This is a genomic window from Streptococcus gwangjuensis, assembly GCF_028156745.1.
GTDB classification, from domain to species: domain Bacteria; phylum Bacillota; class Bacilli; order Lactobacillales; family Streptococcaceae; genus Streptococcus; species Streptococcus gwangjuense_A.
Genome location: NZ_JAODJG010000021.1, coordinates 134879 through 156892, shown reverse-complemented (window position 1 = coordinate 156892; position 22014 = coordinate 134879). Strand labels below are relative to the sequence as shown.

The 22014-nt window shown below is 38.8% G+C and carries 20 protein-coding genes; 3 read left to right on the top strand and 17 right to left on the bottom strand.

Going from position 1 to position 22014, the window contains the following annotated elements:
• Window positions 1-128: 128 nt before the first annotated feature.
• From N5909_RS01065 to gyrA, 3 genes are all read right to left on the bottom strand, one after another.
• Window positions 129-926 carry a formate/nitrite transporter family protein gene (locus N5909_RS01065; RefSeq protein WP_000254773.1) on the bottom strand — a complete coding sequence of 266 codons (798 nt, stop codon included), beginning with the start codon at window positions 924-926 and terminating at the stop codon, window positions 129-131.
• A gap of 143 nt (window positions 927-1069) precedes the next feature.
• On the bottom strand, window positions 1070-1813 hold the full coding sequence (locus N5909_RS01060) for a class A sortase (RefSeq protein ID WP_033681684.1): 744 nt from the start codon (window positions 1811-1813) through the stop codon (window positions 1070-1072).
• On the bottom strand, window positions 1813-4281 hold the full coding sequence (gyrA, locus tag N5909_RS01055; protein WP_033681683.1) for a DNA gyrase subunit A: 2469 nt from the start codon (window positions 4279-4281) through the stop codon (window positions 1813-1815). The genes N5909_RS01060 and gyrA overlap by 1 nt, the downstream gene beginning before the upstream one ends.
• Window positions 4282-4474: 193 nt before the next feature.
• Here gyrA and N5909_RS01050 point away from each other — a divergent pair, with 193 nt between their 5' ends.
• Window positions 4475-5461 carry an L-lactate dehydrogenase gene (locus N5909_RS01050; protein WP_020901464.1) on the top strand — a complete coding sequence of 329 codons (987 nt, stop codon included), beginning with the start codon at window positions 4475-4477 and terminating at the stop codon, window positions 5459-5461.
• A gap of 694 nt (window positions 5462-6155) precedes the next feature.
• Here N5909_RS01050 and N5909_RS01045 read toward each other — a convergent pair.
• Window positions 6156-7391 (bottom strand): tetratricopeptide repeat protein, encoded by a 1236-nt coding sequence (locus N5909_RS01045; protein WP_033681682.1) that lies wholly within the window; start codon window positions 7389-7391, stop codon window positions 6156-6158.
• Window positions 7381-8547, bottom strand: coding sequence for an AI-2E family transporter (locus N5909_RS01040; RefSeq protein ID WP_033681681.1), 1167 nt, complete (start codon window positions 8545-8547; stop codon window positions 7381-7383). The genes N5909_RS01045 and N5909_RS01040 overlap by 11 nt, the downstream gene beginning before the upstream one ends.
• Window positions 8548-8700: 153 nt before the next feature.
• On the opposite strand from N5909_RS01040, the gene N5909_RS01035 reads away from it, so the two are divergent.
• Window positions 8701-9714 carry a lactonase family protein gene (locus tag N5909_RS01035; RefSeq protein ID WP_033681680.1) on the top strand — a complete coding sequence of 338 codons (1014 nt, stop codon included), beginning with the start codon at window positions 8701-8703 and terminating at the stop codon, window positions 9712-9714.
• Window positions 9715-9996: 282 nt separating this feature from the next.
• Here the strand turns inward: N5909_RS01035 and tuf are convergent, their stop codons facing one another.
• Both tuf and N5909_RS01025 read right to left on the bottom strand, forming a co-directional pair.
• Window positions 9997-11193, bottom strand: a complete 1197-nt coding sequence (tuf, locus tag N5909_RS01030; protein WP_001040726.1) for an elongation factor Tu — start codon at window positions 11191-11193, stop codon at window positions 9997-9999.
• Between the two features lie 206 nt (window positions 11194-11399).
• Window positions 11400-12509 carry an AI-2E family transporter gene (locus N5909_RS01025; RefSeq protein WP_271630667.1) on the bottom strand — a complete coding sequence of 370 codons (1110 nt, stop codon included), beginning with the start codon at window positions 12507-12509 and terminating at the stop codon, window positions 11400-11402.
• A gap of 102 nt (window positions 12510-12611) precedes the next feature.
• Between N5909_RS01025 and pbp3 the strand changes: the two genes are divergently transcribed.
• Window positions 12612-13853 (top strand): D-alanyl-D-alanine carboxypeptidase PBP3, encoded by a 1242-nt coding sequence (pbp3, locus tag N5909_RS01020; protein ID WP_020901469.1) that lies wholly within the window; start codon window positions 12612-12614, stop codon window positions 13851-13853.
• Between the two features lie 190 nt (window positions 13854-14043).
• Here the strand turns inward: pbp3 and sdbB are convergent, their stop codons facing one another.
• The 10 genes from sdbB to N5909_RS00970 form a co-directional block, all read right to left on the bottom strand.
• Window positions 14044-14610 (bottom strand): thiol-disulfide oxidoreductase-associated lipoprotein SdbB, encoded by a 567-nt coding sequence (sdbB, locus tag N5909_RS01015; RefSeq protein WP_020901470.1) that lies wholly within the window; start codon window positions 14608-14610, stop codon window positions 14044-14046.
• An 11-nt stretch (window positions 14611-14621) separates the two neighbouring features.
• Complete coding sequence (ccdA2, locus tag N5909_RS01010) at window positions 14622-15329, bottom strand: thiol-disulfide oxidoreductase-associated membrane protein CcdA2 (protein ID WP_033681677.1); 708 nt, start codon at window positions 15327-15329, stop codon at window positions 14622-14624.
• Window positions 15330-15523: 194 nt separating this feature from the next.
• Entirely contained in the window at window positions 15524-15943 is a 420-nt protein-coding gene (locus tag N5909_RS01005) for a F0F1 ATP synthase subunit epsilon (protein WP_033681676.1), read from the bottom strand.
• A 10-nt stretch (window positions 15944-15953) separates the two neighbouring features.
• Window positions 15954-17360 carry a F0F1 ATP synthase subunit beta gene (gene atpD, locus N5909_RS01000; protein WP_000094357.1) on the bottom strand — a complete coding sequence of 469 codons (1407 nt, stop codon included), beginning with the start codon at window positions 17358-17360 and terminating at the stop codon, window positions 15954-15956.
• An 85-nt stretch (window positions 17361-17445) separates the two neighbouring features.
• Window positions 17446-18324 carry a F0F1 ATP synthase subunit gamma gene (locus N5909_RS00995; protein ID WP_020901472.1) on the bottom strand — a complete coding sequence of 293 codons (879 nt, stop codon included), beginning with the start codon at window positions 18322-18324 and terminating at the stop codon, window positions 17446-17448.
• 15 nt (window positions 18325-18339) lie between these two features.
• The gene (atpA, locus tag N5909_RS00990) at window positions 18340-19845 is read right to left on the bottom strand and encodes a F0F1 ATP synthase subunit alpha (protein ID WP_000996629.1); all 1506 of its coding nucleotides are present in this window, start codon (window positions 19843-19845) and stop codon (window positions 18340-18342) included.
• Window positions 19846-19859: 14 nt separating this feature from the next.
• Complete coding sequence (locus N5909_RS00985; protein WP_271630666.1) at window positions 19860-20396, bottom strand: F0F1 ATP synthase subunit delta; 537 nt, start codon at window positions 20394-20396, stop codon at window positions 19860-19862.
• Window positions 20396-20890, bottom strand: coding sequence for a F0F1 ATP synthase subunit B (gene atpF / locus N5909_RS00980; RefSeq protein ID WP_001103468.1), 495 nt, complete (start codon window positions 20888-20890; stop codon window positions 20396-20398). The genes N5909_RS00985 and atpF overlap by 1 nt, the downstream gene beginning before the upstream one ends.
• Window positions 20891-20903: 13 nt before the next feature.
• Entirely contained in the window at window positions 20904-21614 is a 711-nt protein-coding gene (gene atpB / locus N5909_RS00975; RefSeq protein ID WP_000392870.1) for a F0F1 ATP synthase subunit A, read from the bottom strand.
• Window positions 21615-21647: 33 nt separating this feature from the next.
• Window positions 21648-21848: a F0F1 ATP synthase subunit C gene (locus N5909_RS00970; RefSeq protein WP_001054560.1), complete on the bottom strand. Its 201-nt coding sequence runs from the start codon at window positions 21846-21848 to the stop codon at window positions 21648-21650.
• Window positions 21849-22014 lie beyond the last annotated feature (166 nt).

Genomic DNA, 22014 nt, shown 5'->3' with positions numbered 1-22014 from the left:
TTTGATTAAGGATATTGTAGCACCTTAAGGTATAGTTTACAAATATCAGTTTTCTATATTTTGATATAAGAAATAGCTATTACCCTATTTTAAAAACGAAAAAGCACGACTTAATCGTGCTCATTTTCTTAATCTACGTAAGTATCTTCATTTTTATTGAGGAAGGCATATGGAAGACCCATCAAGAGGCCTCCTCCGATAAAGTTTCCAATGAAGGTTACACCCCAGTGACGAAGCATATTTCCAACACCGAAGTTAGCAATTGAATCCGCAGCAACACTGAATTTTACAATCGCGAAAGAAGCAAAGTTCGCAGCGATGTGCTCGTTTGTTAAGAATACAAACATGTAAATCGCTGATAAAACGAGCCATAGTTTAGCACCACCATCTTTGACCAAAACAAATGAAAGAATCGCAATATTAACGAAAATATTTGCCAAAATCGCCTCAAGCAAGATTAATTCATTTGAACGGCCTAACTTCATCTCAACAACACCTGAGATGAAGCTATCGTGAGTTAGATGTGCATAGGCTGCCGAATGAGCAAAGCCCCAACCTGCTATCAAGGCCCCGATAAGGTTGAACAAGGTACAGTAAAGTAAAATCTCAGCTGTTTTTCTCCAAGAGATTTTTTTCAAGAAACTACCAGCAGTTAAGAACATCATGTTTGATGTTACCAACTCGGCATTCAAGAAAACAATGTAGGCCAATCCCCAAGCAAAGACAAATGGGAATAGGAAGCGTCCACTACCCGGTGCAATTTTATTAATCAAGTCAGCTCCAACTGCACCTGCAGCTGTACTGAAGGTTAAAAATGCACCTGCGAACATCGAACGAATCGCATACTTAAATTTGCTTTGACTATAAAGACTTTCTTTCTTCTTGCAAGCAAATTCAATCTTTGAGATAAATTCTGAAGAAACCATAATAAACTCCTAAAACTTTTATTTGTGATAATTATATCACAAACTTTAGAATTAAGGAAACGTTTTCTGTATTTCATAAAAGTTTATTTTACGAAAATATTAAAAGAATCAATGAAACTTAATCTTCACTGATTCTTTTAGAACTAATAAAATTGTTTATATGGTTGATTGAAGGCTGTCAAAATTTCGTCAGATGTTTGTGAATAATCTTTTGTTTCTTTCAAATCACCCTTTACAATGATCCGCTCAGTAGCTGCTGCATCCTCACAAGTTACTAAAGTAATTTCATCAACACCAGTTCGGTCATCAATTTCATCTACTCTATCTGGTGTAACTCGTTTCACTTCACTAATTTCATAGGTATACACTTTATTCTTATCTGTCAAGTGAATTTTCATCCCTTTTTTCGCACGATCTAGTGGAGAAAAAAGCATCTGACTAGCATTATCACCTGTGAAAATATGATGGCTAGCTAATGAATAATTCCCTTTACCCATTTCTTGGTCACGCTTCATGGTACCCGCACCATATAAAAGATTAACATTTGCAATCCCCTTAAAGATAGGTAAATTAATTTCAAGCTCAGGTATTGCAATTCCTCCAATAACAGGTAATTTTTGATTATCCCATTGAGAGGCTAAAACAGCTTCAGAGGAAATGGCTTTTACTGAATCAAAATCAAAATTTCCCTCTGTGTCCTGATTTTCTTCTATTTTTTCTTTTGATACTTGACTAACTTGGTATTTATTACTATTCCAAGCAATAAATGCATCACGAATCTTTGCATTAAAAATCAAAGCAATAGAGATCAGTATGAGGAATACAGCCAAGATATTTGTCAGCAGATTTTTTCGTTTGATTTTCTTATTATTCTTTTTATGAGACATTATGCTTCACCTTCTGTTTCGTTTTCTGTCCCAACTTCTTCTTTCTCTGCGGCTGCCACTGTTGTAAAGGTTACAATTTTGGCATCTTGATCCAGGCGCATCACCTTAACTCCCATAGTTGAGCGACCTGTTTGTGAAATATTAGCAACATTGGTTCGAATCATGACACCAGTATCAGTGATAATCATCAAATCTTCATCACCTTTAACTGTCATAAGACCAGCAAGGGAACCATTCTTTTCAGTAATTTTAGCAGTTTGCATCCCTTTACCACCACGACCTTTTGTTGGATATTCAGTCGCAACTGTGCGCTTACCATATCCTTTTTCAGTGATGATAAGAACCTCGTCCTGATCTGTGATTACACTAGCACCAACTACTGTGTCCCCCTCACGGAGATTAACACCTTTCACACCCGTAGCGATACGACTCATTCCCCGAACGGCTGATTGATTAAAGCGAACTGCATAACCAAACTTGGTACCAATGATAATATCCGTATCTTCTTCTGTCAACAAGACATTAATCAACTCATCTTCATCTTTCAGATTCAGTGCTTTAAGTCCATTTTGACGAATGTTAGCAAATTCCTTGACGCTGGTTCTCTTCACAATGCCATGACGGGTTGTGAAGAAAAGGTAAGCATCATCACTGCGTTCAGATTCAACATTGATGATAGTCTGAATACTTTCGCCTTCATCCAGTTTTAAAAGATTGACAATCGGCAATCCCTTGGCTGTACGGCCATATTCAGGAATTTCATAACCTTTAAGACGATAAACACGTCCTTTATTTGTAAAGAAGAGCAAATGATCATGCGTGCTAGTTGATACTAACTCACGAACAAAGTCGTCATCCTTAACACCTGTACCTTGGACACCACGACCACCACGTTTTTGAGCAGTGAACTCAGCTTGGTCCAGACGTTTGATGTAACCCTTGTTAGACAGTGTAATTAAGACATCCGATTCTTCAATCAAATCCTCATCTTCGAGGCTTAAGACTTCACCGACCATCAATTCAGTACGACGTTGGTCACCAAATTTACGTTTAACTTCGTCTAATTCATCTTTGATGATCTGTGAAACACGTTCCGGCTTAGCAAGAATATCTGCTAAATCGGCAATCAGAGCCAAGAGATCATCATACTCAGACTGAATCTTATCACGTTCCAAACCTGTCAAACGACGAAGACGCATATCAAGAATGGCTTGACTTTGACGTTCAGATAACTTGAATTTACTCATCAACTCAGCTTGTGCTTCCGCATCCGTTTCACTAGCACGGATGATACGAATCACTTCGTCGATGTGGTCTAGCGCAATCAAGAGACCTTCTAAAATATGAGCACGCGCTTCTGCTTTTTCCTTATCAAAACGAGTACGACGAACAACCACTTCTTTTTGGTGTTCGATATAAGCATCCAAAATCTGACGAAGAGACAAAATCTTCGGCACCCCATTTTGGATAGCAAGCATATTGAAACCAAAGTTGGTTTGCATCTGGGTCATCTTGAAGAGATTATTAAGGATGACATTGGCTGAGGCATCGCGCTTGACTTCGATAACAAATCGAACACCTTCACGGTTTGACTCATCACGTACTGCTGTGATGCCCTCAATGCGTTTTTCCTGAACCAAACGAACAATATGCTCATGCACCTTGGTTTTATTAACCATATAAGGAAATTCTGTTACAACGATGCGCTCACGGCCAGTCTTAGTTTCTTCAATTTCAGTACGAGAACGAAGAACAATAGAACCTTTACCAGTTTCGTAAGCCTTATGAATGCCTGATTTCCCCATAACCAGGGCACCAGTTGGAAAATCTGGCCCAGGCAAGACTTCCATCAAATCCTTAGTGGTCACTTCAGGATTGTCCATGACCAACTTCACAGCATCAATAGTTTCACCCAAGTTATGAGGTGGAATATTGGTCGCCATACCGACAGCGATACCAGTAGCTCCATTAACTAAAAGATTTGGAAAACGAGCTGGAAGGACTAAAGGTTCACGTTCATTGGCATCATAGTTATCAACGAAATCAACTGTATTTTTGTTGATATCACGAAGCATCTCCAGAGCAATCTTGCTCATACGTGCCTCAGTATAACGCTGGGCGGCAGCACCATCACCATCCATGGAACCAAAGTTCCCATGACCATCTACAAGCATGTAACGGTAACTCCACCATTGAGCCATACGGACCATGGCTTCATAGATAGAGGAATCCCCGTGTGGGTGATATTTACCCATAACATCCCCTGTAATACGAGCAGATTTTTTATGAGGTTTATCTGGAGTAACACCCAATTCATTCATTCCGTAGAGAATCCGACGGTGAACAGGTTTCAAGCCATCTCGAACATCAGGAAGGGCCCGCGCTACGATAACACTCATGGCGTAGTCGATAAAGCTCGTCTTCATCTCCTTTGTCAGATTGACATTCACTAAATTTCTATCCTGCATTAATAAATGCCTCATTTCACTATTAGTATAAAATATATTATACCATAATGTCCGCCATATTTCAGGTATCTAAAATCACTAAAACGTTTACATCAAGAACTGAAATGCATATCCGTGACAAAGCTTTTTAAAAGTGATAAAATTGAAATAACTGGGGAAATCCCTGAATAAAATTAAGGAGATGTTTAGAATAATGACTTCAACTAAACAACACAAAAAAGTTATCCTTGTCGGTGATGGTGCTGTAGGTTCTTCTTACGCTTTTGCACTTGTTAACCAAGGAATTGCACAAGAGCTTGGAATTATCGAAATTCCACAATTGCATGAAAAAGCTGTTGGTGACGCGCTTGATCTTAGTCACGCCCTTGCTTTCACTTCACCTAAAAAAATCTATGCAGCTCAATACTCTGACTGTGCAGACGCTGACCTTGTTGTAATCACTGCAGGTGCGCCTCAAAAACCAGGTGAAACTCGTCTTGACCTTGTAGGTAAAAACCTTGCTATCAACAAATCAATCGTAACTCAAGTTGTTGAATCAGGTTTCAAAGGTATCTTCCTTGTTGCTGCTAACCCAGTTGACGTCTTGACTTACTCAACTTGGAAATTCTCTGGTTTCCCTAAAGAACGTGTTATCGGTTCAGGTACTTCACTTGACTCAGCTCGTTTCCGTCAAGCACTTGCTGAAAAACTTGATGTTGATGCTCGTTCAGTGCACGCCTACATCATGGGTGAACACGGTGACTCTGAGTTCGCTGTTTGGTCGCACGCTAACATCGCTGGTGTAAACCTTGAAGAATTCCTTAAAGACACTCAAAATGTTCAAGAAGCTGAATTGATTGAATTGTTCGAAGGTGTTCGTGATGCAGCCTACACAATCATCAACAAAAAAGGTGCAACATACTACGGTATCGCAGTAGCCCTTGCTCGTATCACTAAAGCAATCCTTGACGATGAAAACGCAGTACTTCCACTTTCAGTATTCCAAGAAGGTCAATACGGAGTTGAAAACGTCTTTATCGGTCAACCAGCTGTTGTTGGGGCACACGGTATTGTTCGTCCAGTAAATATCCCATTGAACGACGCAGAAACTCAAAAAATGCAAGCATCTGCTAAAGAATTGCAAGCTATCATTGACGAAGCATGGAAAAATCCAGAATTCGAAGCAGCTTCTAAAAACTAATTGTAACTAGGTTCTCATTTAATGAGAACTCCACACCGAAGACAAACATCATTTTAGTGTTTGTCTTTTTTATTTCTTCAGCTCTACTATCCTTAAAATAAGTTGAACCCTCTATAAAATACTTTTCAATGCAAAACAAAAAACTTTCCCTCCCTGTTTTCCTTGCTTTTTCCGAACTAAGTCAATCTTAACTTCCAGTTGCTCACTTATAAACTCAGCTTTATTATCTAACACTTGGTAAGTATATTTGTGGTTATTGGATACGATTAAATCATAGATGAAGGAAAATCGAGAACTTACTCAACCTGACGAAGAATATAGTCTTGCGGAACGAGTCCCTCTAGCGTGTAATAATCAACATGATTGCAATCGTAGTCTCATTTTTTTATGAAACATGACAAACATCTCACAACTTTTCTTACCCCTATTTTACGATTTCACACAAAGAAAAACCCTTAGAAACTTTTAGTCTAAGGGCTTTCTATTCAATCTGTCACTTATGAAATGAGAACTTTTTCTTTTACTATAAAGTCTAAGATTGTACTTTTAAAAATATTACTTATCTCACTTCTTATGTCTTATATTGGAAACTCGAATACAAACACAACAACTCAAATATACTCTCACCATACAATAGATAAAATAACCTGTAGATGATACTATGAAAAATGATAAGATATAGCTTTAAAACATTTTATTCCTGCAATCTCTCATACAGTTCTTGCATTTGCACATCATCTGGAACCAGTTTTAAGTAAGCTTGCGCATTGACTTTTGCTTCCTCGAAATAGCCCAATTCACGCAAGAGATAGATATAGTGTTCCAGAAATTCGGGATTGTCCTTCAAATCACCTGCCAACTCTTGGTAAAGCTCGTAGGCAGTATCCAAATCGTCCATTTCTTGATAAGAACGAGCAATCATCCACTTGGTCAAAAGATTTTCTGGCTCCTCACTTTGTAAATCTAGAATGTCTTCATAACGCTCCTGCTCTAGATAGATAGTGGCTAGACGTAGTAAGATTTCTTCCGTATCCTCAGCGTCTTCTTTTGCAGTAAGGAGGTAGTTTTCTGCACCACTGGCATCATGCAATTCATAAGAGAATTGTGAAGCAGCCAGCAAGAGGCGAGTTTCAAAGGGATTTTTCTCTAAGCCTTGCTTAGTGATACGCAGGGCTTCTTGAACTTGATGTTCCTTATGTAAGGCCTGACTGTAACCATACTCATATCCTTCAAAATCAGGTGAAATGGTATCAAGTTGCTTAAAGTAGAGGACAGCTTTTTGGTATTCTTCTTGATCAAAGTAAAGACTGGCCAACTCAAAAGCTGTTAGGTCATCGTATTCTAACTCCAGGGCTTTTTCTAAAAACTCTGTAGCTGTTTCAAATTTCCCCAACTGTGCATAGGCAAAGCCAATTCGTTGATAGGTAGAAATGCCTGTTTGCTCATAAATAGTACGATTATCTAATTGCGCATAGCCTTGAATAGCTTCTTGGTAATTTTCCAACTCACTATCCAACTCTGCTAATCCCAATATCAAAAGAGGATCCTCTGAATAACTCAACGCCTCCAGCAATTTTTCACGCGCTACATCTGTCAAACCTTCCATCTGGTAAAGATCTGCCTTCAAGGCCAAAGCCGAAACATACCAGTCACTGTCAACTTGGATTTCCTCTAGATAGGCAAAGGCTTCTTCGATTTGACCATCCTCGCTAGCAATAGCCGCCAGATTAAGATGAACCTCTGGAAAGTCCTCTACGATTTTCAGGTAAATTTCCTTGGCCTGAGGATAAAAACCAATCCCTTCTAGATAGGTAGCTAACTCATACAGAAGGTCACTTGGATCATTTTCTAAAGCTTTGACGAAATAATGTTCTGCCTTAACTAAATCTTGCTCTTCCAAAGCCTGTAACATCTGTTGACTATTGTTCACTCTTTACTTCCTCTCCTTCTAGTTCATATAAACCACTAACTACCTTATACCATTCGAAAATGGCTGAAATGACAACTTTAGCAGAAGCATAAACCGGAATACCGAGTAAAACTCCCCAGATACCAAACATGGATCCTGAAGTTAACAAAACAAAGAGAACATTAATAGGGTGGATGTTTAATTGACTTCCCAATATCAATGGAGAGACAAAACGGCCTTCAATAGTTTGTTCTACGATAAAGACAATCACTACTTTTAAAAGCATGACAGGCCCAGCAATCAAGCCCAATACTAGGGCAGGAAGCATGGCTAGGAAGCTACCAAGATAAGGAACCAAATTTAAAATACCAGCAGTAACACCCAGCGTAACCGCATAACGTAGACCAATAATCTTGAAAAAGATGATAAACATTACTGCTACAATAATAGCTACTGTTACTTGCCCTCGAACATAGTTGGACAACTGCTGATTCACATCTGATAAAACTTGTCCTACAGGCTCCTTCAATTTTGTTGGCATGAATTGAGTCAAATAGTGACGCAATCCTTTCCCATCACGCAAGAGATAAAAGAGCATGAAAGGAACGATAATCAAGGCAACAATCACTTGAGAAGCACCGCTAATAAAGGCGCTCACCCAGTTGACTGCCTGTGAAGATACTTTACTTGCCCAAACTGTAGCCTGACTTGAGAAGTTTGTCAAAACTTGCTCTAACTGAGGTCTAAAATCATCTGGTAAACGCTTGGTGACCAAATCATCAATAACTCGATCAGCATCTTCGAGATAGATTGGTACATTTCTTGCAAAGGTTAAAACTTGACGTTGCAGATTTGGAATAGCCACTGCCAAGCCCCAAATGATAAAGAGAGCGATGATGACAAAGACAATACTGATTGCGATGACGCGATTAATCTTATGCTTCTCCATCCAATCAACGATAGGATTCAATAAATAGTATAGTAAACCAGATAGAATGACTGGTAACATCACAACTGCCAAGAAATCTAAAACAGGTGAAAATAGAAAACTAATCTTACTTAAAATAAAAAGATTCAGTCCCAATAATAAGGTTACCAAAAATACAGTAATTGCCTTGTTATCCAAAAACCACTTGAAAAACCAAGATAGGCTAAAATGTTTCTCTTTTTGCTCCATAAATACTTCCTTTCTGTTATTCTCTCATTATACCATTTTTAAATCAAAATAACTCTTTTTTAAAGTGCTTACATACTACTCAATTGCATCGCATAGCATATTATAAATTCATTTTGTGATATAATAGACTTATCTTTATAAAGAGGTATAGTCATGAAAGAAACTGTTTATTTTGGAACTTATACACGTCGTACTTCCCAAGGGATTTACAAGGCAGACTTTGATACAGAAACTGGTCAGCTTTCAAATCTAGAACTTTTTGTACCTGAACCAAGTCCGACCTACCTTGTCTTTGACCAGCACCAACATTTATACACTGTTGGTAGTCAAGACGATAAGGGGGGCATTGCAGCCTATCAAACTGATGGAACCTTATTAAATCATGTCGTGGAAAAAGGAGCTCCCCACTGTTATGTTGCCGTTGATGAAAAGCGTGATTTGGTGTACGCGGCAAACTACCACAAGGGACAGGTCCTTGTTTATAAACGCAAGGAAGATGGCAGTCTTCTACTTAGTGATGTAGATCAACACAGTGGCCAAGGTCCACATGAGAATCAAGCTTCTCCCCATGTTCACTTTACTGATTTAACACCTGACAACTATCTAGTGACCTGTGATTTAGGAACTGACCAAGTAATTACTTATGATCTTAATCCAGAAGGGAAATTATCTAAACTCTATACATATCACAGCCAGCCAGGAGCAGGCTCGCGTCATATCATTTTCCATAACCACTATAAAATTGCTTATCTGATTTGTGAACTCAATAGTACTATAGAAGTTTTAATCTACGATGGTGTTGGCGAATTTGAACGCATGCAAGTTATTTCAACTCTACCAGACGGTTATGAAGGCTTTAATGGTACTGCTGCTATTCGTCTCTCTAAAGACGGTAAATTCCTCTACGCCTCTAACCGTGGTCATGATTCTATCGCAGTATATACAATCCTTGCGGACGGTAGTTTAGAGTTGTTAGAAATCGTTCCGACACATGGTCAGACTCCACGTGATTTTGATTTGACACCGGATCAAGAATTTGTCATTGCTGTCCATCAGGAATCTGACAATGCAACCGTCTTTAAACGCAATCCTGAAACTGGTCGTCTAGCAGAACTTTCTAATGACTTCCATGTCCCAGAAGCAGTCTGCATCAGTTTTGCTAATTAACATAATTATAACTGATCAACTAACGGAGCTACACACCAAAGACAAACATCATTTTAGTGTTTGTCTTTTTTATATCTACAAATTACTTTCCTCAAAAAAGATGTAACCTTTCTCAAAACAATTTTTCCATGAAAAGTAAAAATATTTCACAGCCATCATTCATTTGTCTCACACATAACGGAGCTAGACGGACTAATAGTGACATAATGAAAAAGAACCTTGCAAAGCAAGATTCTTTTAGTGTCTGACTTAAATAATTGTTCTTCTGGGAACTAAATCGAATTAAGCTTCGATTTCTGTAACCATACCTGAACCAACAGTACGTCCACCCTCACGGATAGAGAATGTAGTACCTTGTTCTACGGCGATTGGGTGGATCAACTCAACGTCGATTGTCACGTTATCACCAGGCATTACCATTTCAGTACCTGCTGGAAGTTCGATTGAACCTGTAACGTCAGTAGTACGGAAGTAGAATTGTGGACGGTAGTTGTTGAAGAATGGAGTGTGACGTCCACCTTCTTCTTTAGTAAGGATGTAAACTTCACCTTTGAATTTAGTGTGTGGGTTGATTGAACCTGGTTTAGCGATAACTTGTCCACGTTCGATTTCGTCACGTTGAACACCACGAAGAAGGACACCTACGTTATCTCCGGCAAGACCTTCGTCAAGTTGTTTACGGAACATTTCAACACCAGTAACAACTGCTTTTTGAGTTTCTTCTTTGATACCAACGATTTCGATTTCGTCGTTGACTTTAACGATACCACGGTCGATACGTCCTGAAGCAACTGTACCACGTCCAGTGATTGAGAATACGTCTTCGACTGGAAGAAGCAATGGTTTGTCAGTGTCACGTTCTGGTTCTGGGATGTACTCATCAACTGTGTTCATCAATTCCATAACGATGTCTTCGTATTTAGTGTCACCTTCAAGGGCTTTAAGAGCTGATCCTTGGATAACTGGAAGATCGTCACCTGGGAAGTCGTATTCTGACAATAGGTCACGGATTTCCATTTCAACCAATTCAAGCAATTCTTCGTCATCAACCAAGTCAACTTTGTTCATGAAAACGATAAGGTGTTTAACACCAACCTGACGTGAAAGAAGGATGTGCTCACGAGTTTGTGGCATTGGTCCGTCAGTTGAAGCTACTACAAGGATAGCTCCGTCCATTTGAGCGGCACCAGTGATCATGTTTTTAACGTAGTCCGCGTGTCCTGGAGCGTCGATGTGAGCGTAGTGACGTTTTTCAGTTTCGTACTCAACGTGCGCAGTGTTGATTGTGATACCGCGTTCGCGTTCTTCTGGAGCAGCATCGATAGACGCATAGTCTTTAGGTTGGTTAACTGATGAAGGCAAGCGACGTGCCAAAACAGTTGTGATAGCTGCAGTTAGGGTAGTTTTACCGTGGTCAACGTGTCCGATAGTACCAATGTTAACGTGTGGTTTACTACGATCGTATTTTTCTTTTGCCATTTGAGTAAAAGCCTCCAATAAAATATATTTTATAGATAGACAGTAGGCAATACAGTCTAACTTTCCTTACTATTTTATCAAATTTCAGCTAAATTGCAAGTGTTTTACAAAGTTTTTGTGAATTATTCTTAATCTACTAATCTAAACGGAACTTCCACTCCTATCACTTGCCTAAATAAAAAGAAAAATCAGGGTTCTCCTGACTTTTACTTAGCTAATTCTCTTTCTCGTTCTTTCATTATTTTATGATTTTCATACAACCGAGATAAAAACTTAGAAATTTCTTTTAAGATAGAATAGGTTGGCACTGCGACAATCATACCAATAACACCATAGATATTACTTGATAACAAAAGTAATACTAAAATCGTAATTGGATGGACCTTCATCACTCCACCTACGATCCGAGGGTAGAGGATGTTTCCATCTACTTGTTGAATGATCAGCATATAAACAACTGCAATCAGCATTCTATGAGGATCAGTAAAGACATTTGCGATAATCATCGGAATCAGACCAATGCTTGGCCCTACATAAGGAATGAGATTGGCTAATCCTGAAAAGATAGCGAAAACCAAAGCGTACTTCAAACCGATTACGCTATATCCAATAAAGGCTAAACAACCAATAATAATCGCATCAATGGCAACTCCACTAATATATCGAGAGATTGTAGCATTCAAATTTTTTAAAAGACCTGTAATATGCAACTTATCACGCTTTAAAACAGTACGTTCAAGCATCGGTAAGAATTTGTGACCATCTAACAAAAAATAAATTAAAAATACAGGGGTCATGATAATAATCAAAACAGTACTAAAGAGCGCAGATAGGACACTTCCGACACTATTCGTTACACTATTTAGGATATTTTGTAGAATATCTACATACGATAGATTTAACTGTTGAAAAGTCGCTTGAATGTCTAAATTTTGAAAGACTGGATAAGTAGATAAATCCACAATCAAATCTTGCAAACGACTGTAGATTGTCTGACTTGTTGCTATCAAACTGGTCAACTGATTAATCAAAATCGGTAAGAGATAGACTACCCCAATAACTAACCCCCAGACCAAGGCGCACAAGGTTAGTAGAATACCAATGATACGGTTAATTTTGAAATACTTTTGTAAAAAATTTACAATAGGATTGGTTAAATAATATAAAAAACCACCTAAAAGAAAGGGAATCATTATAGTGTTTGCGACGCTTACAAAAGGTGTAATAATCGCTCCCATCTGTCTCCATAAATAAAAGATGATGGTTAATAGTAAAATCTCACTGGTCCAAAAAAATAATTTATTCTTACGAAACATGGGGTACCTCCATTTATCTATTTTACCACACTTTCAAAAAAGCTTCTTTCTTATATCATGAAACTGGGAATATTTTTTTCTTTATGTTAGAATAAACTTACTATGAAAAAAATTATTTTAACTCTATTAAGCCTGTCCCTTATTGGCTCAGCATCTACTGTTGCTGCTCAAGATTTTAATATTGCTGCTAAACATGCAATTGCCGTTGAGGCGAATACTGGTAAAATTCTCTACGAGAAAGATGCAACTCAGCCAGTTGAAATTGCTTCAATCACAAAATTGATTACTGTTTATCTTGTCTATGAAGCCTTGGAAAACGGCAGTATTACACTATCAACTCCGGTAGATATTTCTGATTATCCTTACAAATTAACGACAAATTCTGAAACAAGTAACGTTCCTATGGAAGCTCGTAATTATACCGTTGAGCAGCTACTGGAAGCAACATTAGTTTCCAGTGCTAACAGTGCAGCTATTGCTCTAGCTGAGAAAATTGCTGGCTCAGAAAAAGATTTCGTCGATATGATGCGCGCAAAGCTCTTAGAATGGGGAATTCAGGATGCCACTGTTGTCAATACGACGGGTCTTAACAATGAGAGTCTAGGTGATAACATTTACCCAGGCTCTAAAAAAGATGAGGAAAATAAGCTCAGTGCTTATGATGTCGCTATCGTTGCTCGCAACCTCATCAAAAAATACCCACAAGTCTTAGAAATCACGAAAAAACCTTCCTCTACTTTTGCGGGAATGACAATCACTTCTACCAACTATATGTTAGAAGGCATGCCTGCTTATCGAGGTGGTTTTGACGGACTTAAGACAGGAACAACAGACAAAGCTGGAGAATCTTTTGTTGGTACTACTTTCGAAAAAGGAATGAGGGTTATCACAGTTGTTTTGAATGCAGATCATCAAGACAATAATCCTTACGCTCGCTTCACAGCTACATCCTCACTAATGGATTATATCTCTTCTACATTCACACTTCGTAAAATCGTTCAGAAAGGCGATGCCTATCAAGATAGCAAAGCCCCTGTACAGGATGGAAAAGAAGATACAGTCACTGCTGTTGCCAAAGATGATATTTCTCTAATTGAACGTGTTGGAGGTCAATCTTCCCAATCTATTCAATTCACACCTGATGCTAAGGCAATTCCAGCACCACTTGAAGCCGGAACAGTGGTCGGACATTTGACTTATGAAGACTCAGACTTGGTTGGTCAAGGTTACATTACCACAGAACGGCCTAGTTTTGAAATGGTAGCAGAAAAGAAAGTTGAAAAAGCCTTCTTTTTAAAAGTTTGGTGGAATCAGTTTATCCGCTTTATCAACGAGAAGCTATGATATAATAAACTTCTTAAAGCTAAAAAATAAATATTATGTTTAAAGAAAAAGAAAGGGAATCTGTATAATACAGTACTCCCTTCTTTTTTTAAACTTAATTTATTGATAGCAAAAATCCCCTAAATCTTAGATTAATACTATCTAAAATCTAGGGGTTTGATTGTATAAATACTATTTTAAAATCTTGATTCTAGTTCATTTCTTTAAAGGCTGCTTCTGCATCCTCGTTGCTGATGACACCAAATTGAATCTTTCCAATCTTTCCTTGACTATCAATCAGGTATTCTGTAGGAATGCTTCGAATTTGATAAGCTTGGAAGGTGGTTCCTTTTGTGTCATAAAGTACTGGGATATCTTTATATCCTTGATCTTGGAACCATTGTGGAAATTGCTCGACAGTTTTTTCACCTTGAATTCCTGGTGCAATGACACTAAGAATTTCAAAATCACGATCTGGTTTCGCAGCTAATTCCATCAACTCTGGCATACTTTTCTTACATGGACCACACCATGAAGCCCAAAACTTCAAATAAACCTTTTTCCCCTTATAATCCGATAACTTGACTTCTTTGCCATCCATTGATTGCAAGGTAAAGTCTGGAGCCTCTTTTCCAACAGCAATTTGTTGTACAGGCGTTTGTTGCTGTTGTTTTGGAGATTGTTCTGGTGCTTGAGTCTTTTTACTTTCTTCCTCACCACAGGCCATCAATACAACTAGTGACAAGAGGCTTAAGCCAGCAAACATTACTTTTTTCATCTTTTTCTCCTTTATTCAAAAATTCCAGCTAGAACATTTACTTGTCCTAATAGTAACAAAATTCCCATTAAAATAATGAGGAAACCACCAATTTTCTTCAGTAGCATCATATGACGCTTGAGTTTACTAAAATAAGGCATCACTACGCCTGAAGCTAGAGCCAAGACCAAGAAAGGAATGGCCATTCCAAGAGTGTAAATCAAGGTATAGATAGCTCCTTGCCAAGCGCCATTGCCTCCAGAAGCCGCAAGTGCTAAAACAGAACTTAAAACTGGACCAATACAAGGCGTCCAACCAAAGCTAAAGGTAATACCAAGCAAAAAGGCTGACCAATAACGATTGGCTGCTGATTGCTTGAAGGTAAAGCTTTTTTGAATCTCTAATTTCTTAAAATGAAAAATTTCCATCTGGTGTAGGCCTAAAATGATGATAATTGTTCCCATGGTATAGCGAAACCAATTTGCATAGAGAATATTACCAAAGTAACCAGCACCAAATCCTAAGATAAAGAAAATGAGAGAGATACCTGCAATAAAGCAAAGTGTTCGAATCAAACCTGACCAGGCAACTTTTTTCCCAAATAATGAAAAACTTTTTGCACTATCCTGATCATCCAATAAGATACCAGTATAGACAGGTAACAGAGGGAAAATGCAAGGGGAAAAGAAGGACAAGATCCCTGCTAAAAAAACAGAGATTGAAAATACTATCGTTTCCAATAACGAACCAACTTTCTTAATAATTCTAATTCTATTTTACTATAATCAATTTTATTTGTATGATTTCTGCTACGCAAATTGAACTATGCTATCTTTTAATTATCTTTTATATCACTAGAAGATTCTAATTTTGCATCAGTTTTGCCCCTTAAGAATACATAAAAAATGAACTTGATAATTCAAGTTCATTTTTCTTATAGTCTTTTTCCGACATTAATACGGTTAATGGCACGTTGCAAAGCAATCTTAGCACGACGTTCTTGGTCAATCAAGTGTTTGTCTTGTGCTTCTTCAATTTCACGCTCTGCTCGAAGTTTGGCACGTTCTGCACGACTAACATCGATATCACGAGCACGTTCTGCAGAATCAGCAACGATTGTGATGATATCATTGGCAATTTCAATAACGCCTCCGTTTACTGCAATCCAGTTCACGTGATCTTCATCATCAATACGTTTCACCTTTACTTCATCAACTGCTAAAACCGCAATCATATTTTCATGTCGTGGCAAGATCCCCATCTCACCATCCAGAGTTCGAACCGATACATAGCTGGCATGGTGATCATAGACGAGACCATCTGGTGTCACGATCTGGACAGTTAACTGAGCCATAGATCACCTCTTAAAATCCCATTTTTTCAGCTTTTGCAATCACATCTTCGATAGAACCTACACCACGGAAGGCATCTTCTGGCAAGTGGTCATGTTTACCATCAAGGATTTCCTTAAAGCCACGTACAGTTTCAGCAACTGGAACATAAGAACCTGGCTGACCAGTAAATTGTTCCGCAACATTGAAGTTTTGTGACAAGAAGAACTGGATACGACGGGCACGAGCAACCAAGGTCTTTTCTTCATCAGAAAGCTCATCCATACCAAGGATAGCAATGATATCTTGCAATTCATGGTAACGTTGAAGAACACGTTTTACTTCTGCAGCAACTGCGTAGTGCTCTTCTCCAACGATTTCAGGTGCCAAGGCACGTGAGCTTGAAGCAAGTGGATCCACGGCTGGGTAGATACCCAATTGTACCAACTTACGTTCCAAGTTTGTTGTAGAATCCAAGTGAGCGAAGGCTGTTGCTGGCGCTGGGTCAGTATAGTCATCCGCTGGCACATAGATAGCCTGGATAGAGGTTACAGAACCCTTCTTGGTTGATGTGATACGCTCTTGCAATTGACCCATTTCTGTAGCAAGTGTTGGTTGGTAACCAACGGCTGATGGCATACGACCCAAAAGGGCGGATACTTCTGAACCAGCTTGAGTGAAACGGAAGATATTATCAATAAAGAGAAGCACGTCTTGGCCTTCCACATCACGGAAGTATTCAGCGATTGTCAAACCAGTAAGGGCAACACGCATACGTGCTCCTGGTGGCTCATTCATCTGACCAAATACCATGGCGGTTTTCTCGATAACACCTGATTCTTTCATTTCCCAGTAAAGGTCGTTCCCCTCACGAGTACGTTCCCCAACACCAGTAAATACTGAAATACCACCGTGTTCTTGGGCAATGTTGTGAATCAATTCTTGAATCAAGACAGTTTTACCAACTCCGGCACCACCGAAAAGTCCAACTTTACCACCTTTTAGATAAGGGGCAAGAAGGTCGATAACCTTAATCCCTGTTTCAAGGATTTCAGAAGAGGTAGACAACTCATCAAAAGTTGGAGCTTTTTTATGAATTGGCTGACGCTCTGCATCTTCTGTAAAAGGAGCTTCCAAGTCAATGGTATCTCCCAAAACATTGAAGACACGTCCCAAAGTTTCTTTACCTACTGGTACAGAGATTGGACGACCTGTGTCCAATACTTCCATTCCACGAGTCAACCCATCTGTTGATTCCATGGCGATAGTACGGACCATACCATCTCCCAACTCCAAGGCTACTTCAAGGACGATTTTTGTTTTTCTTTCGTCATTTTTGTAGACGACAAGTGCATTGTTAATCTCAGGAAGTTTTTCCCCCGCTGCAAACAAGACGTCTACAACGGGACCGATAACCTGAGCAATTTTACCTGAACTCATCTCCTTCTCCTATTCTATATAAGATACTGTCGGTTCCTAGTTTAACTAGGTCCTAAGTTCATTTTCATACGAGCTGGACTAGAGCCTATTCTAAGGCACTAGCTCCTGCTACGATTTCTGTAATTTCTTGTGTAATCGCCGCCTGTCTGGCACGGTTATACTGAATTGTCAAATCATTAATGACTTTCTTAGCATTATCTGTCGCTGTTTGCATGGCTGTCATACCCGCAGCATTTTCAGCTGTCTTAGCGTCGATAATAGCACCATAAATCATACTTTCTGCAAACTGAGGCAACAACTGCTCCAAAATTTCTTCTCGGCTAGTTTCCAATTCAAAGGTCAAGCTGTAACTGTCATCTGCTTCATTTGGATCCAAGTCAACAATTGGAAGCATTTGTTCCACACGCATTTGACTGGTTAGCGTATTGACATGGTGGTTATAGCAGACATAGAGTTCATCAAAAAGTTCATTTTGGTACATTTCAACAGTTTTTGAAATAATCTTACGAACTTCATCAAAGCTTGGTTGATCTGCCAAGCCACGTAGTTCATAAAGTGGTTGAATACCACGAGCCTTAAAGAAATCAGCTCCCATTCCACCAATACAGATCATTTCAAAACCTTTACCGTCTGGATGGTATTCCTCCTTCAACTCCATAACGGCTTTCAGAATAGAGGAATTATAACCTCCAACCAAACCTCGGTCTGAAGTAATGACGATATAGCCTGTCTTCTTAACTGGACGGCTAATCAACATCGGATTCGATGAACTACCAGCTCCATTCCCATGAAGAATATCCGTCAAAAGTTTACGAACTTTCTGAGCATAAACTTGGAAGTTGCGAGCAGCTTCTTCAGAACGACCTAGCTTAGCAGCTGATACCATCTGCATGGCATTAGTGATTTGACTCGTATTTTTTGTTGAGGCGATTTTTGTTTTAATATCATTTAGAGATACTGCCATCTGACACCTCTATTCTTATTGGAAGCTGGTTTGATTGAGAAACTCTGTAATCGCAGCATCCAAGACTGCTTCTTCTGGCAAGTCTTTTGTATCACGAATGGTTTCTAAAATCTCTGGATGTTGAGCATCAAAGAAAGCATGGAACTCTTCCTCGAAACGAACAATATCATCTACTGGAACAGTATCCAAGAAACCATGTGTCAAAGCATAGAGAATGGTTACTTGTTTCTCAACAGGTAATGGTTTATGAACAGGTTGTTTCAAGACCTCAACTGTACGACGTCCACGGTTCAACTTAGCCTGTGTTGCCGCATCTAAGTCAGAACCAAACTTAGTGAAGGCTTCCAACTCACGGTATGAAGCAAGGTCGATACGAAGTGTACCAGCAACCTTTTTCATGGCTTTGATTTGTGCAGAACCACCTACACGTGATACAGATGAACCCGCATCGATGGCTGGACGAATACCTGCATTGAAGAGACCATCGCCAAGGAAGATTTGTCCGTCAGTGATAGAAATCACGTTGGTTGCGATATAGGCTGAGATATCTCCTGCTTGTGTCTCGATAAACGGTAGGGCTGTAATAGATCCACCACCAAGTTCATCAGAAACTTTAGCTGAGCGCTCAAGCAAACGGCTGTGAAGGTAGAAAACATCCCCTGGGAAGGCCTCACGACCTGGAGGACGACGAAGCAAGAGAGACAGTTCACGATAAGCTACCGCTTGTTTTGATAAATCATCATAAACAATCAAAACATGTTTCCCTTGGTACATAAATTCTTCTGCCATGGCAACCCCAGCATAAGGAGCTAAGAAGAGCAATGGAGATGGTTGTGAAGCAGAGGCTGTCACAACGATTGTGTAATCCAAGGCACCGTACTGACGAAGTGTTTCTACTTGCGTACGAACTGTTGATTCTTTTTGTCCAATAGCGACATAAATACAGATCATATCTTGACCCTTTTGGTTCAAGATTGTATCAATCGCAATGGTTGTTTTCCCTGTCTGACGGTCACCGATAATCAACTCACGTTGACCACGACCAATTGGAACAAGGGCGTCAATAGCTTTCAAACCAGTTTGCAATGGTTCTGATACAGACTTACGTTGCATAACACCAGGAGCTGGCGCTTCAACTGGACGAGTTTTATCAGTGTGGATTTCTCCAAGACCGTCAACTGGACGACCAAGCGGATCCACAACACGACCAATCAGACTTTCACCTACAGGGACTTCCATGATTTTACCTGTACGGCGGATTGTATCGCCTTCACGGATATCTGTAAAGTCACCCAGGATGATAATACCAACGTCTGTTGACTCCAAGTTTTGAGCCATACCATAAGAGCCGTTTTCAAAAATCAACAACTCTCCACTCATGGCATTTTCAAGGCCGTGAGCACGCGCGATACCATCCCCGATATAGGTTACAACACCTGTTTCAGTCACATCAAAATTGGGTTTGAAATTTTCAATTTGTTGCTTAATTAAAGCGCTGATTTCTTGTGCGTTAATTGCCAAAAGAACACCACTTTCTATTTCAAATTTTCTTTAACAACTTTAAGTTGTTGTTTAATACTCACATCAATTGTCTTGTGATTGGCAAAAATGACAAAACCACCAATAAGACTTTCATCGATTTCTTCTTTTACACTCCTTACTTTAAGAGACATTTTTTTCTCAATCAAAGGGAGCAAGCGACTCTTTTGTTCATCTGTTAAAGGATGAGCTGATCTAATCGTCACTTCAAATCGATTTGTTTCTTTTTCAAGTCGGTTCAAGCAATCTACAAGAATATCATAAAAAAGATTTGCTCTGTGATTGTAGATAAGAACCTGGATAAAGTTTTGCAATAAAGATGACACTGAATCTTGGAAGAACGCAATCGTTTTTTCCTTGTCAGACTCGTCTACTGCCACTTTTTTTAAAAAAGAAGGTAAGCCTGTTTCTTCAGCAACTTGCTTGATTTGAGCTAAGTCTGAAAAGACACGGTCTTCTTCTCCTTTTTCTAAAACCAATTGGACAAAAGGCATGCTGTATTTTTCAATTACCTTTACTGTTTTCTTGTCCATTAAGCTTCTCCTAACTGATCGATATACTGATCAATGAGTTCTTTATGGGCATGACCGTCAAGGTTTTGTGAGATGATTTTACCAGCCAAGCTGATTGTCAAATCTGCTACCTCACCCTTAACGCTTTGTAAAGCTTCAGCTTTATTTTGAGCAATTTCTTGGTTCGCTTTTTCTTTCAAGCGTCCTGCTTCTAGCTTAGCATCTGCTAAAATACTAGCTTTGCTTTTCTCAGCTGTTTCTTTCGCATTCTCAATGATTGTCTTAGCTTCTTTACGACTACCAGCCAATTCATCTTCGCGTTTTTGAGCCAATACTTCTGCTTTTTGACGTGCTTGTTCAGCTCCGTCAATATCTGCTGCAATTTTTTCTGCTCTTTGTTCGAAAATGCTAGTCAAATTTGACCAAGCGTATTTCTTAACCAAGACTAGCAAGAGAATAAAGGAACCAGCGATTAGTATAAAATCACCAAGTAATTCACCTACTGTTACATTCATAAACTACTCCTTTCTATTCTTCATCATTAATTTTATTTCCTAGGTACATTGAAGATAACAATGTAAATACATATGCTTGTACACAAGAAATAAAAACAGAAAATGCAGTCCAGATTAGATTTGTTCCAAAAGCAATAGGATACCAATAGAAGGCCTGATGAGAAAGTAGGACTAACATACTTGCCATCACTTCTCCTGCAAAGATATTACCAAAGACCCGCAATGCAAGTGAAAGGAGATTGGTAACTTCTTCTAAGAGATTCATTGGTGTCATAAAACCTGGTGTTACAAATGCTTTTAAATACTTTTTGATTCCACGACGACGAATTCCTTCTACGTGAGTCATTAAGATAATTGTAAAAGACAAGACCAAGTCAAATGACAAATTTGCTGTTGGTGAGGTCCAAAGATTTACACCATCTGTAGTCTGAATTCTAGCCATTAAGCCAATATTATTTGCAATGGCCATAAATAGGAATAAACAGAAATAAAAGAGAGAATAATCCTTTATCATTGGACCAAGGTTTGATTTTGTAAATCCAACAACAAAATCAAATAAATACTCTAATACATTTTGTTTTCCTGTGGGTCTCAAAGTCATATTTCGAGTTGCCCAATAAATAAAGCCAAAAATAAGTGCTACAGTCAACAAAGTCAAAACTACTATGGTTAAATTAAAGGTAACAGGACCAATATTGATGGTTGGATTAATACTTTCTTCCATCTAAAATCCTCCCTTTTTCAATTTATACTTCTTTTATTTGATGATAAATGAAAAGACAAGAGTAACGAAGAAAGTACCTTCAATAAAGGCAACCCCTAGGATCATCAAACTACGTAGTTCTGAGATGATATCTGGTTGGCGAGCAACTGATTTCAACAAACCGTTCATCAACATACCTTCACCAAGAGATACACCCATACAGGCAAGACATAGACCGAAAAATGTTAAATTCATGACGAATTCTCCTTTTAATTAAAATTTACTTACTTAGTTTAGTCCTAAAAATTGGATTTGTCAACTTTTTACCAACATTGAAAGCGCTTAACGGAAATTATTTACAATTTTACTATTTTTGAGTCTATTATATAGAAAACTTTGGAAAAAAATTGTAATAAATCCG

Excerpts from the sequence above, each read along its gene's own strand:
- N5909_RS01065 (WP_000254773.1), bottom strand. The coding sequence starts at position 926 with ATGGTTTCTTCAGAATTTATCTCAAAGATTGAATTTGCTTGCAAGAAG.
- atpB (WP_000392870.1), bottom strand. The coding sequence starts at position 21,614 with ATGGAAGAAAGTATTAATCCAACCATCAATATTGGTCCTGTTACCTTT.
- N5909_RS01025 (WP_271630667.1), bottom strand. The coding sequence starts at position 12,509 with ATGTTTCGTAAGAATAAATTATTTTTTTGGACCAGTGAGATTTTACTA.
- N5909_RS00995 (WP_020901472.1), bottom strand. The coding sequence starts at position 18,324 with ATGGCAGTATCTCTAAATGATATTAAAACAAAAATCGCCTCAACAAAA.
- tuf (WP_001040726.1), bottom strand. The coding sequence starts at position 11,193 with ATGGCAAAAGAAAAATACGATCGTAGTAAACCACACGTTAACATTGGT.
- gyrA (WP_033681683.1), bottom strand. The coding sequence starts at position 4,281 with ATGCAGGATAGAAATTTAGTGAATGTCAATCTGACAAAGGAGATGAAG.
- N5909_RS01005 (WP_033681676.1), bottom strand. The coding sequence starts at position 15,943 with ATGGCTCAGTTAACTGTCCAGATCGTGACACCAGATGGTCTCGTCTAT.
- sdbB (WP_020901470.1), bottom strand. The coding sequence starts at position 14,610 with ATGAAAAAAGTAATGTTTGCTGGCTTAAGCCTCTTGTCACTAGTTGTA.
- N5909_RS00970 (WP_001054560.1), bottom strand. The coding sequence starts at position 21,848 with ATGAATTTAACATTTTTCGGTCTATGTCTTGCCTGTATGGGTGTATCT.
- atpF (WP_001103468.1), bottom strand. The coding sequence starts at position 20,890 with ATGAATGTAACAGTAGGTGAATTACTTGGTGATTTTATACTAATCGCT.
- N5909_RS01050 (WP_020901464.1), top strand. The coding sequence starts at position 4,475 with ATGACTTCAACTAAACAACACAAAAAAGTTATCCTTGTCGGTGATGGT.
- N5909_RS01040 (WP_033681681.1), bottom strand. The coding sequence starts at position 8,547 with ATGGAGCAAAAAGAGAAACATTTTAGCCTATCTTGGTTTTTCAAGTGG.
- N5909_RS01060 (WP_033681684.1), bottom strand. The coding sequence starts at position 1,813 with ATGTCTCATAAAAAGAATAATAAGAAAATCAAACGAAAAAATCTGCTG.
- pbp3 (WP_020901469.1), top strand. The coding sequence starts at position 12,612 with ATGAAAAAAATTATTTTAACTCTATTAAGCCTGTCCCTTATTGGCTCA.
- atpD (WP_000094357.1), bottom strand. The coding sequence starts at position 17,360 with ATGAGTTCAGGTAAAATTGCTCAGGTTATCGGTCCCGTTGTAGACGTC.
- N5909_RS00985 (WP_271630666.1), bottom strand. The coding sequence starts at position 20,396 with ATGGACAAGAAAACAGTAAAGGTAATTGAAAAATACAGCATGCCTTTT.
- N5909_RS01035 (WP_033681680.1), top strand. The coding sequence starts at position 8,701 with ATGAAAGAAACTGTTTATTTTGGAACTTATACACGTCGTACTTCCCAA.